General features: G+C 71.5%; 13 protein-coding genes. 5 read left to right on the forward strand and 8 right to left on the reverse strand.

The genetic code is table 11. From position 1 onward, the window contains the following. Positions 1 to 126: 126 nt before the first annotated feature. On the forward strand, positions 127 to 1,557 hold the full coding sequence (locus tag ACIA77_RS34105) for an MFS transporter (RefSeq protein WP_395890209.1): 1,431 nt from the start codon (positions 127 to 129) through the stop codon (positions 1,555 to 1,557). On the opposite strand, the gene ACIA77_RS34110 is transcribed toward ACIA77_RS34105, so the two are convergent. The 5 genes from ACIA77_RS34110 to ACIA77_RS34130 form a co-directional block, all read right to left on the reverse strand. After that, the gene (locus ACIA77_RS34110) at positions 1,554 to 1,904 is read right to left on the reverse strand and encodes a DUF3817 domain-containing protein (RefSeq protein ID WP_395890163.1); all 351 of its coding nucleotides are present in this window, start codon (positions 1,902 to 1,904) and stop codon (positions 1,554 to 1,556) included. The two genes, ACIA77_RS34105 and ACIA77_RS34110, sit on opposite strands and share 4 nt — an antisense overlap. Before the next feature lie 26 nt (positions 1,905 to 1,930). Further along, the gene (locus ACIA77_RS34115) at positions 1,931 to 2,347 is read right to left on the reverse strand and encodes a hypothetical protein (RefSeq protein ID WP_395890164.1); all 417 of its coding nucleotides are present in this window, start codon (positions 2,345 to 2,347) and stop codon (positions 1,931 to 1,933) included. A 116-nt stretch (positions 2,348 to 2,463) separates the two neighbouring features. Then, on the reverse strand, positions 2,464 to 3,345 hold the full coding sequence (locus ACIA77_RS34120) for a lytic transglycosylase domain-containing protein (protein WP_395890165.1): 882 nt from the start codon (positions 3,343 to 3,345) through the stop codon (positions 2,464 to 2,466). 122 nt (positions 3,346 to 3,467) lie between these two features. Then, positions 3,468 to 3,950 (reverse strand): helix-turn-helix transcriptional regulator, encoded by a 483-nt coding sequence (locus tag ACIA77_RS34125; protein WP_395890166.1) that lies wholly within the window; start codon positions 3,948 to 3,950, stop codon positions 3,468 to 3,470. A 317-nt stretch (positions 3,951 to 4,267) separates the two neighbouring features. Next, entirely contained in the window at positions 4,268 to 4,435 is a 168-nt protein-coding gene (locus ACIA77_RS34130; RefSeq protein WP_395890167.1) for a hypothetical protein, read from the reverse strand. Positions 4,436 to 4,620: 185 nt separating this feature from the next. Between ACIA77_RS34130 and ACIA77_RS34135 the strand changes: the two genes are divergently transcribed. After that, the gene (locus ACIA77_RS34135; protein WP_395890168.1) at positions 4,621 to 5,148 is read left to right on the forward strand and encodes a GNAT family N-acetyltransferase; all 528 of its coding nucleotides are present in this window, start codon (positions 4,621 to 4,623) and stop codon (positions 5,146 to 5,148) included. A gap of 4 nt (positions 5,149 to 5,152) precedes the next feature. Here ACIA77_RS34135 and ACIA77_RS34140 read toward each other — a convergent pair whose 3' ends face one another. Together ACIA77_RS34140 and ACIA77_RS34145 are read right to left on the reverse strand one after the other, a co-directional pair. Further along, complete coding sequence (locus ACIA77_RS34140) at positions 5,153 to 6,289, reverse strand: CaiB/BaiF CoA transferase family protein (protein ID WP_395890169.1); 1,137 nt, start codon at positions 6,287 to 6,289, stop codon at positions 5,153 to 5,155. Between the two features lie 31 nt (positions 6,290 to 6,320). Further along, positions 6,321 to 7,472 (reverse strand): acyl-CoA dehydrogenase family protein, encoded by a 1,152-nt coding sequence (locus ACIA77_RS34145; protein ID WP_395890170.1) that lies wholly within the window; start codon positions 7,470 to 7,472, stop codon positions 6,321 to 6,323. A 94-nt stretch (positions 7,473 to 7,566) separates the two neighbouring features. Here ACIA77_RS34145 and ACIA77_RS34150 point away from each other — a divergent pair, with 94 nt between their 5' ends. The 3 genes from ACIA77_RS34150 (at position 7,567) to ACIA77_RS34160 (ending at position 10,729) form a co-directional block, all read left to right on the forward strand. Continuing rightward, the gene (locus ACIA77_RS34150) at positions 7,567 to 8,178 is read left to right on the forward strand and encodes a TetR/AcrR family transcriptional regulator (protein WP_395890171.1); all 612 of its coding nucleotides are present in this window, start codon (positions 7,567 to 7,569) and stop codon (positions 8,176 to 8,178) included. A gap of 93 nt (positions 8,179 to 8,271) precedes the next feature. Next, on the forward strand, positions 8,272 to 9,033 hold the full coding sequence (locus ACIA77_RS34155; RefSeq protein WP_395890172.1) for a hypothetical protein: 762 nt from the start codon (positions 8,272 to 8,274) through the stop codon (positions 9,031 to 9,033). 82 nt (positions 9,034 to 9,115) lie between these two features. Continuing rightward, positions 9,116 to 10,729, forward strand: a complete 1,614-nt coding sequence (locus ACIA77_RS34160) for a succinic semialdehyde dehydrogenase (RefSeq protein ID WP_395890173.1) — start codon at positions 9,116 to 9,118, stop codon at positions 10,727 to 10,729. Here the strand turns inward: ACIA77_RS34160 and ACIA77_RS34165 are convergent, their stop codons facing one another. Continuing rightward, on the reverse strand, positions 10,730 to 11,671 hold the full coding sequence (locus ACIA77_RS34165; RefSeq protein ID WP_395890174.1) for an amidohydrolase family protein: 942 nt from the start codon (positions 11,669 to 11,671) through the stop codon (positions 10,730 to 10,732). It lies immediately after the preceding gene. Positions 11,672 to 11,714 lie beyond the last annotated feature (43 nt).

Consider the following 11,714-nt stretch of genomic DNA (forward strand, 5'->3'; position numbering starts at 1 on the left):
AACGGAGAGATTCTCCGAATTACCTTGCGGAACCGGAGACGCTCTCCATATTATCGCGGACGCAAGCAAGTGGAGAGTTTCTCCACTTCACGTCGTTCCTCGCTGGGGAGTCCTCCTTTGACCGAGTTGACCGAGCAAGTCTCGTCCGCCGAGCCTAGGCCGAGAGCCCGGACCGCTGCGTCCGGCCTGGTCCTGGCCATCGTGCTGACGTGCCAGCTCATGCTCATGCTCGACGCCACCGTGATGAACGTGGCACTGCCCCGCATCCAGTCCGACCTGGGCTTTTCCGCCACCGGCCTCTCGTGGGTGATGACCGCGTACAGCCTGGTGTTCGGCGGCCTGCTGCTGCTCGGCGGGCGCGCCGGCGACCTGTTCGGGCGGCGCCGGATGTTCGTGCTGGGCACGGCTGTGTTCACGCTGGCGTCGCTGGCCGGCGGGCTCAGCACGTCGGCCGGGGTGCTGATCGCCGCGCGCGTGGCGCAGGGCGTCGGCGCCGCGATGGCCGGGCCGAGCACGATCGCGCTCATCACCACCACCTTCACCGAAGCCAAGGCCCGCGTCCGCGCGCTGTCGCTGTTCTCCGCCGTCGCCAGCGGTGGGTTCGCGATCGGGCTGATCGTGGGCGGCCTGCTCACCGAGTGGATCTCGTGGCGGGCCGCGCTGTTCATCAACGTGCCGTTCGGCCTGGCCATCGCCGTGCTGGCGCCACGGTTCGTGCCCGCGCCGCCGCGCCGGACCGCGCACCTCGACGTGCCCGGCGCCGTGCTCGGCACGCTCGGCGTCGCGTCGCTCGTGCTGGCCTTCACCCACGCCGCGTCCGACGGCTGGGGCGCGCCGCTCACGCTCGGCACGCTGGCGGCGGGCGTGGTGCTGCTGATCGCGTTCGTGCTGCTGGAGCGGCGCGTGGCCCATCCGCTGGTGCCGCTGTGGCTCTTCGGCGAACGCAACCGCGCCGCGGCCTACGCGAGCTTCTTCCTCGGGCCGATGGCGATGATGTCGATGTTCTTCTTCCTGACGCAGTTCCTGCAGGACGTGCGCCACTTCGCGGCTCTGGCCACCGGGTTCGCGTTCCTGCCGATGGCCGCGTCGATCTTCACGCTCAGCCGGCTCATGCCGCGGCTGCTCGCGCGGTTCGGGCCGAAACCGCTCGCCGTCACGGGCACCGTGCTGATGGTGTCCGGGGTCGCGTGGCTCTCGGCGCTCACGCCGGACAGCGGATACGTCGCTTCGCTGCTCGGCCCGCTGCTGCTCATGGGCATCGGCGGCGGGCTGGCGTTCTCGCCGCTCAACGTGATCATCATGTCGACCGTCCCCGCCGAGGACGCGGGCGCCGCCGGCGGCGTGCTGCAGACGATGCAACAGGTCGGCAGCACGCTCGGGCTCGGGATCCTGGTGACGGTCTTCGGCGCCGCGACGCGCTCGGCCGCGGCGGCCGGCGCCACCGGAACCCCGCTCCTGGTCGACGGGATGACGGCCGCGTTCCTGTCGGCCAGCGGGCTCGCCGCGCTCACCGTCGGGGTCGCGCTGACCTTCCGCCGGCGGGCCGCGGCGGTTTAGAAGATGTCGTTGCCGGCGTGCACGCGGTGCGTCACCCGGCGTTCGACGATGAACGAGACGAACGGGACGCACCCGGCCAGCAGCACGAGGATCGTGCTCTTGATCGACCAGCGGGCCTTGATCGCCAGGTCGATGCTGCAGGCCAGGTAGATCATGTAGAGGACACCGTGGATCGGCGAGTACACGGCCGCGGGCTTCGCGTTGCCGAAGCCGTACTCGATGACCATCGTGGCGCACAGCACGAGCAGGCCGACACCGGTGATGTACGCGGTGGCGCGGAAGCGCGTCAGAGCGCCGCCGATGCGGGCCGGGCGGGTCTGGGCGGCACCGTCGGTGCTCGTCGTCATGGAATCGTCCTCACTTCCGGGCTTGCTCAAGACTGCTGGTCGCGAGCGTGCAGCTCGCGCAAGTAGCGGTTGTAGGCGGCGAGTTCATCGTCGTCCTCGGCCGCCGGCGCCGGTGCGGGCGCGGGCCGCGGCGGGGTCGCCGGCCTCGGGACGGGCACGGTCACCGCGGCCGGCTCGCCCCGGGGCGCCTCGCCGGCGTCCTGCTCGGCCAGCTCGCGTTCGCGCAGCTTCTTGATCCGCCAGAACATGAACGCCGGGAACAGCCCGAACAGCGGCCATTGCAGCACGTAGCCCAGGTTCTGGAACGTGCCGCTCGCCGACATGAACCGGTCCCACTGCCACCACGCCAGCCCGCAGCACAGGGCGAGGCTCACGACGCACGTCGCGACGATCGTGAGCCGGCGCCCGAGCGGGGACGCGGCCGGGCCGGAGTTCGCTGGCACAGACCTGACGCTAGCACTGGGAACCAGCCGCGAAGCTGAGAGGCGCACCTGCACGTGGCCCGGCTCTCAGCCGGTGACCTCGCAGTTCGCACGGATTTCACACCGCGCGGCCCGGTTCAGCCGGCTTGCGCGGCTCGGGCCGACTTCGCGTAGCTGTCCGCGAGACCGAACACCTTCTGCGCGTATTCGGTGGAGTTGTTGTACGACAGGATGCCCGACCACCAGCCGGCCGCGGCGGCCATGTCGCGCCCGCCCGCGCACAGGTAACGGGCGGCGGCCAGCGCCGCGTCGTCGATCTGCTGCGGGTCGCCGAGGCCGTCGCCGTTGCCGTCGGCGGCCCACTTGCGCCACGTCCCCGGGATGAACTGCATCGGGCCCACGGCGCGGTCGGCCACCGGGTCGCCGTCGAACCGGCCGCCGTCGGTGTCGCCGATCGCCCGCACCCCCGTGGAGCCGTCGAGCGGGACGCCGATGATCGACTTGGACGGACGGCCGTCGGCGCCGAGCACGGCACCGCCGTACTGGCCGTGGTTCGACTCGATGCGGCCGATGCCCGCGAGCGTGGCCCACGAGATCTTGCAGCCGGGGTCGGCCGAGCGCATCGCGAGTTCCGCGTTGCCGTACGCGTGCAGCGCCCGGGCGGGGATTCCCGTGACCGCGGCGACCTTGCGCGCCCAGTCGTCGAGCGGATCGGCCGACGACCGGACCGACTGCGGGGACGTCTGCTGATCGGCCCCGCCCGCGGCGACGGCGTCCACCGGCGCAGCCGAACCGGGTTTCACGTCGGCGGCTTTCACGCTCAGCGCCGGGATGTCCGTGGTCGTCGGGCTCGCGACCGGAGCCGAGGCCCGCGTGACGAACCAGATCCCGCCGCCGGCCACCGCGAGCACCACCACGACCACCGCGAGCCGCACCGCGAGGGCCGCTCCGGCGTGGGAGCGGCGGACCGGCGCGGCGGTCACCGCGGTCTCGTCCTCGGTTTGTTCGGTAGCGGGCACGGACTGCGGTCCTCCAGCGTGGCGGTCGGTCCCTCACACAACGAGCCCGCGCAGGTTAGCGTTACGCGAAGCTCAGGATCGGTGCCGCCACGCCGGTTCACCCGGCCGGGTAACGGAATCCGTCAGGCGGATTTCTGCTGCCGCGCGAGGCGCGCGACGCACCACGCCGGCGCGCTGCCGCGGCGCAGGTGCTGGAGCACGGTCATCGGGCCGAGCCGGCGGGACAGGTCCGAAGGCGACAGACCCGCCGCGCGGTAGTCGAGGGCCCGCTGGTCGAGCGGGCTGATGCCGGCGTCCCACCACAACTCGGCCTCGGCGACGTCGCCGACCATCTGCCACCAGCCGGCAGCGGCCACGAGCAGCTCTTCGGGGACTTCGGGCAACCGCACGCGCATGGCGGCGAGGTAACCGGGGTCCGCGGCGTCGACGGGCGCCCAGCGGGACGGACCGGACCGGGCGCGCTGACCGGGGATGCCGGGCGGAGCCTGGGGCGAGTCGGCCAGCCAGGCGGACGTGATCCGGTTGACCTCCTGCTCCTCGGCCGTCTGCTCGCGCTCCGCGGCCCACTGCCGGATCAACGCGTCCACTCCGGGATCTCCGGTCATCCCTGCCTCCTCATTGGTCCCCGACGGGCCGGCCCTGACGCCTGCCCCGTTGCGCGTCCACGACTTGCACCCAACCGGCGTGACCGAGCGGAAAAACCCCCGCTGTTGCCCGGTTCCCGGGGGACCGGAGAACCGGCTGATCACGCAATGTGAGCACCGTAGGGCCGAGGCCGGTTTCTCCGCCATACCCAGGACCACACAAATTCGGTGACCAGGCCCTTTCAAAGGCCAATCCACCCGGATGGTCGAGCGATCAGGCCGGATTTCGAGATCGAGTTACTCTCAGTGATTACCGACAGGTAGGTGACACCCGGTGATCAGGAGAAGAGGGTCTGGAAGAAGGTGATGATCGCCTCGGCGCCGTTGCGCAGCCAGCCGAGCACCTGGTGCACGAGGTTGGCCGACTGGGTGGGCTGGGTGATCAGGAAGAACAGCACGAGGACGACGACCCCGATGACCACGATCTTCTTCACGCCGCTCGACATGGCACCATCCGATCCGCTCCCCCTTGCTTCCACGACGGGCACCGGCCACGAGCCCGCCGGGTCACGCTCACTCTAGTGACGAGCGGAGCGGATGGCCCGGCCGCCGATCCGGTGCCTTGCCCGACCGGGTGAGCCCGGCCCGATCGAGTGAGCCGCGCGCGGCACCGTCCCGCTAGGCTCCCGCGATGGACGACGGCGAGAAGGTGCTGCTGCAACCGGTGCGCGAGGCCGACCTCGACCTGCTCGAAGCCCTCATCAACGACCCGGCCGCCACCGGCGAGTTCCAATGGTTCGGCTGGCACGAACCCGGTTACCTCCGCCGGCGCTGGCTCGACGGCAAGATCTTCACCCCCGAAGGCGGCCTGCTCGTGCCCACCCTGGGCGGGCGCCCGCTCGGCCTGTTGTCGTGGCACCGCTCGCGTTCCGGGCCCAGTTCGTACTGCTGGAACATGGGCCTCGTCCTGCGCCCGGAAGCGCGCGGGCACGGCCACGGCACCGAAGCGCAGCGGCTGCTCGTGCGCTACCTGTTCGCGCACACGCAGTTCAACCGCGTCGAGGCCAGCACCGAGGTGAGCAACCGCGCCGAGCAGCGCTCCCTCGAGAAGGCCGGCTTCACGCGCGAAGGAATCCTGCGCGGCTACGGTTTCCGCGACGGCGAATGGCGCGACAGCGTGCTGTACGCGGTGATCCGCGAGGATCTCGCCACCTGGTGACGCGCTAGGCGATCGCGCCCGCCGTGCGCAGCGCGGCCAGATCCTCAGTGGTGAAGCCGATTTCCGTCAGCACCTCCTCGGTGTCGACGCCCGCCGTGCGGGGAGCGTGCGGGGTTTCCGCCGGCGTCCGGTCGAACCGCGGCGCCGGGGCGGGCTGCACGGTGCCGCCGATGTCCACGAAGGTCCCGCGCACCTTGTTCTGCGGGTGCGCCGCGGCTTCCCACGGGGACAGCACCGGCGTCAGGCAGGCGTCGGTGCCTTCGGCGCGGGCGACGAGATCGTCGCGCGAGTGCTTCGCGACCGCGCCCGCGATGAGCTCGCGCAGCTTCGGCCACTGCGCTTTGTCCAGGTGCGACGGTGGATCTTCGAGGCCGAGGACGTTCACGAGATCACCCCAGAACCGCATCTCGATCGCCCCGATCGCGACGTACTTGCCGTCGGCGGTTTCGTAGGTGTCGTAGAACGGGGCGCCGCCGTCGAGGAGGTTGTCGCCGCGTTCGCCGGCCCAGACACCCGCGGCCCGCATGCCGTGCAGGCTCGTGGTCAGCAGGGCCGCACCCTCCACCATGGACGCGTCGACGACCTGCCCGCGCCCGGACGACGTCCGCTCGTGCAGCGCGGCGAGCACGCCCATGGCGAGCAGCAGGCCACCGCCGCCGAAGTCACCGACGAAGTTGAGCGGCGGCACCGGGCGTTCGCCGGCGCGGCCGATGGGTTCGAGCGCGCCGGCGATGCCGACGTAGTTGATGTCGTGCCCGGCGGCCGCCGCGAGCGGGCCGTCCTGGCCCCAGCCCGTCATGCGGCCGTAGACGAGCCGCGGGTTGCGCGAGTGCACCACTTCAGGCCCGAGGCCCATGCGTTCGGCGACGCCCGGGCGGAACCCCTCGATGAGCACGTCGGCCCGGTCGGCGAGCCCGAGCACGACCTCGACCCCCTCGGGTGTTTTGGTGTTCACCCCGATCGAGCGCCGGCCGCGCGCCAGCGGATCGGCGGGGATGCCGAGCACGTCGGCGCCCGGCGTGGCGCGGTCGACGCGCACCACGTCGGCACCGAGGTCGGCGAGGATCATGCAGGCGAACGGCGCCGGCGCGAGCCCGGCGAGCTCCACCACCTTCAGCCCGCTGAGCGGTCCGGCTTTCACGGGAACGTCCTTTCTCCGTCAGGGGCGGGCGTCACAGCGTGCGGGAGATGATCTCCTTCATGATTTCGCTGGTGCCGCCGAAGATGCGCGAGATGCGCATGTCGGCCCACGCGCGCGCGATCGGGTATTCGGTCATGTAGCCGTAGCCGCCGAACAGCTGCAGGCACTGGTCGACGACCTTGTTCACGCGCTCGGTCGTCCACAGCTTCGCCATCGCCGCACCCTGCACGTCGAGCTCGCCCTTGAGGTGGCGCTCGATGCACTGGTCGAGGTACGCGCGCGCCACGGCCGCTTCCGTCGCCGCCTCGGCGAGCGTGAACTTGGTGTTCTGGAAGGAAAAGATGGGCCGGCCGAACGCCTGGCGGTCTTTGGTGTAATCGATCGTCAGGTTGATCGCGGCCTCCATGCCGGCGACCGCGGTCACGGCGATGATCAGGCGTTCCTGCGGCAGCTGCAGCATCAGCTGGATGAAACCCTGCCCCTCGGCGTCGCCGAGGAGGTTCGACGCCGGCACGCGCACGTCGTCGAAGAACAGCTCGGCGGTGTCCTGGCCCTTCATGCCGACCTTGTCGAGCACGCGGCCGCGGCGGAAGCCCGGGGTGTCGGTCTCGACCACGATCAGCGACACGCCCTGCGCGCCGGCCTCCGGGTCGGTCTTGCACGCCACCACCACGAGGTCGGCGTGGTAGCCGTTGGTGATGAACGTCTTGGCGCCGTTGATCACGTAGTGGTCACCCTCGCGCACGGCGCGGGTCTTGATGTTCTGCAGGTCCGAACCCGTGCCCGGCTCGGTCATCGCGATGGCGCCCACGAACTCGCCGCTCGCGAGCTTCGGCAGCCACTCGCGCTTGCGCTCCTCCAGCCCGTAGGCGAGCAGGTAGTGCGCGACGATTCCGTTGTGGACGGTGACGCCCCACGCGCTGTCGCCGGCGCGCGCCTGCTCTTCGTAGAGCACCGCTTCGTGGGCGAACGTGCCGCCACCGCCGCCGTACTCCTCCGGGATCGAGAGCGCGAGCAGCCCGACCTCGCCCGCCTTCGTCCAGACCTCGCGGTCGAGCTTCTTCTCGGCGGCCCAGCGCTCCTGGTGCGGCACGAGTTCCTTCTGCAGGAACGACCGGGCGAGCTCCCTGAGGTCTTCGAGTTCGGTGGTGCTCCACGAGCTCTTCTGGATCTGCAACGGCACGGCGACGCCTCCTGCTGGAAAACATTACGCGTGGAAGGTAAGTTCCATGCGGAATGTACATCCGGGGCGTCCGGTGCGTAAAGCGGGAGGCGGGATGACCGAGGTCGCGGCGAAGGCGCACCGCACCCAGGCCCAGCGCCGGGAGCAGACGCGCACGGCTCTGCTCGACGCCACCGTCGAATGCCTGGTGGAGATCGGGTACGCCCGCACCTCGATGCAGGAGATCTGCGCCCGGGCCGGCGTGTCGAAGGGCGCGGTGCAGCACCACTTCGCCACGAAAGCCGAGCTGATGGCGACCGCCGTCGAGCACCTGACGACGAAGCTGCGGACCCAGCTGGCGACCTCGCTCGACGACCTGCCGGGCGGCGCGTCCGGCGTCGAGGCGGCGATCGACCTGCTGTGGACGGGGTACTCGGGCACGCTGTCCACCGCCGTGACCGAGCTGTGGGTCGCCGCGCGCACCGACCCGGAACTGCGCGCCGCCATCCGGCCCGTCGACCGCGCCCTGGGCCGCGCGACGCTGGAGCACGTGAGCCAGGTGGCGGGCGACCTGCCGAAGGAACGAGCCGAGACGCTGTTCTGGCTCACCGTCAACCTCACCCGCGGCCTCGCGCTCGACGCCGAGCTGGGCGGCGACCCGAACCGCCGGCGCAAGCTGCTGCAGGAGTGGAAGCGCATCGCCGTCCTGATGTACTCCGACGCCTGACCCGGCGGGCAGCCTCGCGCGGTCTTTGAGCGCGCCGGCCCGGTTCGTGGTGGAATCGCAGGTAACCGCGTTGACGCACGCGAAGGAGCCGCGATGACCAGCGTGCCGCAGTACCCGCCGCCCGCCACCGAGCCCGGTGCGGTGTCCCGGCTGCTCGCGGGGATCCTCGGGGTGTTCGCGGCCGCGCTCGTGGTGGCGGGCACCTTCCTGCCGGCGGCGACCACCCAGGTGACGGTCGAGGGCCGCGTGGAAAGCGCCTTCTCCGTCACCTCGTGGACCCGGGTCATCGACGTGGCGCCGGCCGCGGAGCAGGAGCTGTTCGCGATCAGCCACGTCGCCCGCTACGGCATCCCGCTCTCGGTCACGGCGGCCGTGCTGCTGGCCGGCGCGGTGCTCGCCTTCACCCGCGCCCGGGCCGCCGCCCGGATCACGCTGATCACCGGCGGCGCGGGTGTCGTCGCGGCCGTGTGGACGATGAGCATGGACGTGTCGGCCTCCCTCAGCTACGAGCAGCGCACGTCGGCCGTGGTCGCCCACTACACGACCGGCACCGGCTTCTGGCTCCTGCTCGGCGGCGGCGTGGTGGCCGCGCTCGTGCTGGCGCTCGCCGCGTTCGGCGGCTCGCAGTGGCCGCGCGGGCAGGTTTTCGCTTACGCCGCACCGGGTTACGCCCCGCCGGGCTACGCTCCTCCGCCGCCGCCCTACGCCGAGCCGGCCACGCAGGGCGTCCTGTCGCCGGAACCCGGAGACGGGGACGCTCCGGCGGAGCCGCCGCCGCCGTTCCCGCCGCAGGACGTGCAGCCCGCCCCGGGCGTCGAACCGCCGGGCCAGCGCCGCGACGACGCCGATATGTGAACAAGATTCACGATCAGTGGTTCAGCCGACATACCGACGGTATGGTGTACTCGTCGGTAACACCGGTCTGAACGGAGACGGCATGACCAGCACGACACCGGCGAACCTCAGCGGCGACACGGCTTCACCGGCGACGATCGGAGGTGTCGCGGGTGCCCCGTCGGCCGAGCGCGCGGCCCGGCTCGTCGCCCGCGTGACCGGCGGCGCGGACTCGGCGCCGATCCGGATGACCGCGCCGTTCACCGGGCTGCCGATCACCACGCTCCCCCAGGCCACCGGCGCCGACGTGCGCGCCGCGTTCGCCGCCGCGCGCGAGACCCAGCGCGAGTGGGCGGCGCGGCCCGTCGCCGAGCGGCAACGGTTCCTCGTGCGCCTCCACGACCTGATCCTCGCGCGCCAGGCCGAGGGGCTCGACCTCGTGCAGGTCGAAGCCGGCAAGGCGCGCCTCGACGCGTTCGACGAGGTGAGCGCGGCCGCGCTGGTCGCGGCGTACTACGGCAAGCACAGCGCGAAGATCCTCGCGCCCCGGCGCGCGGCGGGCGTGATCCCGGGCCTGACGAAAGCCGGCGAACTGCGCCACCCCAAGGGGGCCGTCGCGATCATCTCGCCGTGGAACTACCCCGTGGCGCTTACCGCAATGGACGTCTTCCCGGCTCTGGCCGCGGGCAACGCCGTGGTGCAGAAGCCCGACAACCAGACCGCGCTCTCGGCGCTGTGGCTGCAGGAGCTCGCCGAGGAAGCCGGTCTGCCCGCCGGGCTGTGGCAGGTGGTGCTGGGCCGTGGTTCGGCCATCGGCCCGGCGCTGCTCGAAGGGTGCGACTACCTCTGCTTCACCGGCTCCACCCCCACCGGCAAAGAACTCGCCGGCCAGATCGCGTCGCGGCTCACCGGCTACTCGCTCGAACTCGGCGGCAAGAACCCGATGATCGTGCTGCCGGACGCCGACGTCAGCAAGGCCGCGACCGGCGCCGTCACGGCGTGCTTCTCCTCGGCGGGGCAGCTGTGCGTGTCGGTGGAGCGGATCTACGTGCACGAGAGCGTCCGCGAGGAGTTCACCCGCGCGTTCGTCACCCGCACGGCCGCGCTCAAGCTCGGCGGCGAGCTGAATTTCGGCCCGCAGATGGGTTCACTGACGTCATCGAGCCAGCTCGAAACCGTGTCGGCGCACGTCGAGGACGCGCGGGCCAAGGGCGCTCGCGTGCTGACCGGCGGCCGCGCCCGCCCGGACCTCGGCCCGCTGTTCCACGAGCCGACCGTGCTCACCGATGTCACGCCGGAAGCCGTGCTGTACAAGGAAGAGACGTTCGGCCCCGTCGTGTCGATCTACGGCTACACGGACGTCACCGACGCCATCGAACGCGCCAACGACACCGCCTTCGGCCTCAACGCCAGCGTCTGGTCGCGCAACGGCCGCGCCGGCTGGGAGGTGGCCGCGCGGCTCAAGGCCGGCACGGTGAACGTCAACGAGGGGTACGCCGCGACCTTCGGCAGCGTCGGCGTGCCGATGGGCGGGATGAAGGATTCGGGCGTGGGCCGCCGCAACGGCGCCGAAGGGCTGCTGAAGTACACCGAGGCCCAGTCGATCGCCCTCCAGCGCGGTTTGGCGCTGCGGCCGCCACGCCGCCTACCGGGCGGCGTGTGGGCGCGGGTGATGACGTCGAGCATGAGGCTGCTGCGCCGGCTGCCCTGGCGGTGATCAGCCGAGCCCGAGCAGCTCCACGGCGGTGCGGTCGAGGATCGCGCTGACGGCGTCGGCGGGCAGCCCCGCGCGTTCGACGTAGGTCACGGCCTCGACGAACCCTTCGCCCTTCTGGTAAGGGAAATCGGTGCCGAGCACGAGGCGGTCGGCACCGAGGGTGTCGGCGGCCAAGCGCAACGCCGGCCCGTGGTTGTGCCCGACGGTGTCGTAGAAGATCCGGCGCGCGGCGAGGCTCGGCTTCTCCGGGGTTTCCGGCGCCTCCCAAGGGTTCTGGCGGTCGATGCGCGGGAGGATCATCGGCAGCGCACCACCGAGGTGCGGCAGGATGATCTTCATCCGCGGGAACCGGCTCGGCACCCCGGCGATGATCAGGTGCATGACGGCGACGGTGTCCTCGATCGGCGCGCCGATCTGCCAGGTCAGGTTCCGGCCGATCAGCGGGGACTCGGCGCCGATGCCGGCGGGGTGCACGAACAGGACGCTGCCGCGGCGGTCGAGTTCCTCGTAGACGGGCAGGAACGCCGGGTCGCCGAGGGTGCGGCCGAGCACCGACGTGGTGATGGCGGCACCGAGGAAATCCAGGTCGTCGAGCGCGCGGGTGAGCTCCGCGAGCGCCGCGTCGGTGTGCGGGAACGGCAGGGAGGCGAACGCGCGGAACCGGTCGGGGTGCTGCCGGACGAGCTCGGCGTATTCGTCGTTGACCCACCGCGCGGCCTCGACGGCCGCCTGCTCGTCTTCGAAGTGCGGCGGCGCCGGGGTGGTCGAGAGCACCTGCAGGTCGATGTCCGCCGCCGTCATCTGCTCGAACCGCGCGTCGAGCTCCGCCGTGGTCCGGTCCGCGCCGAGCCCGCGCTGGCCGGCGGCCTTCGTGTTGCCCAGCCGGATCAGCAGCTGCAGGTACGCCTCGCTCCACAGGTGAGCGTGCACGTCGACGCGCATCCAGGTCCCTCCGAAGTGGCTAGCATGCTATTGACGTGATCAG

This window comes from Amycolatopsis sp. NPDC051903 (assembly GCF_044452505.1).
Classification (GTDB): domain Bacteria; phylum Actinomycetota; class Actinomycetes; order Mycobacteriales; family Pseudonocardiaceae; genus Amycolatopsis.

Bases quoted from the DNA above. Each gene is read 5' to 3' on its own strand.
- ACIA77_RS34110 (WP_395890163.1), bottom strand. From the start codon at position 1,904: ATGACGACGAGCACCGACGGTGCCGCCCAGACCCGCCCGGCCCGCATC.
- ACIA77_RS34125 (WP_395890166.1), bottom strand. From the start codon at position 3,950: ATGACCGGAGATCCCGGAGTGGACGCGTTGATCCGGCAGTGGGCCGCG.
- ACIA77_RS34130 (WP_395890167.1), bottom strand. From the start codon at position 4,435: ATGTCGAGCGGCGTGAAGAAGATCGTGGTCATCGGGGTCGTCGTCCTC.
- ACIA77_RS34135 (WP_395890168.1), top strand. From the start codon at position 4,621: ATGGACGACGGCGAGAAGGTGCTGCTGCAACCGGTGCGCGAGGCCGAC.
- ACIA77_RS34150 (WP_395890171.1), top strand. From the start codon at position 7,567: ATGACCGAGGTCGCGGCGAAGGCGCACCGCACCCAGGCCCAGCGCCGG.
- ACIA77_RS34155 (WP_395890172.1), top strand. From the start codon at position 8,272: ATGACCAGCGTGCCGCAGTACCCGCCGCCCGCCACCGAGCCCGGTGCG.
- ACIA77_RS34160 (WP_395890173.1), top strand. From the start codon at position 9,116: ATGACCAGCACGACACCGGCGAACCTCAGCGGCGACACGGCTTCACCG.
- ACIA77_RS34165 (WP_395890174.1), bottom strand. From the start codon at position 11,671: ATGCGCGTCGACGTGCACGCTCACCTGTGGAGCGAGGCGTACCTGCAG.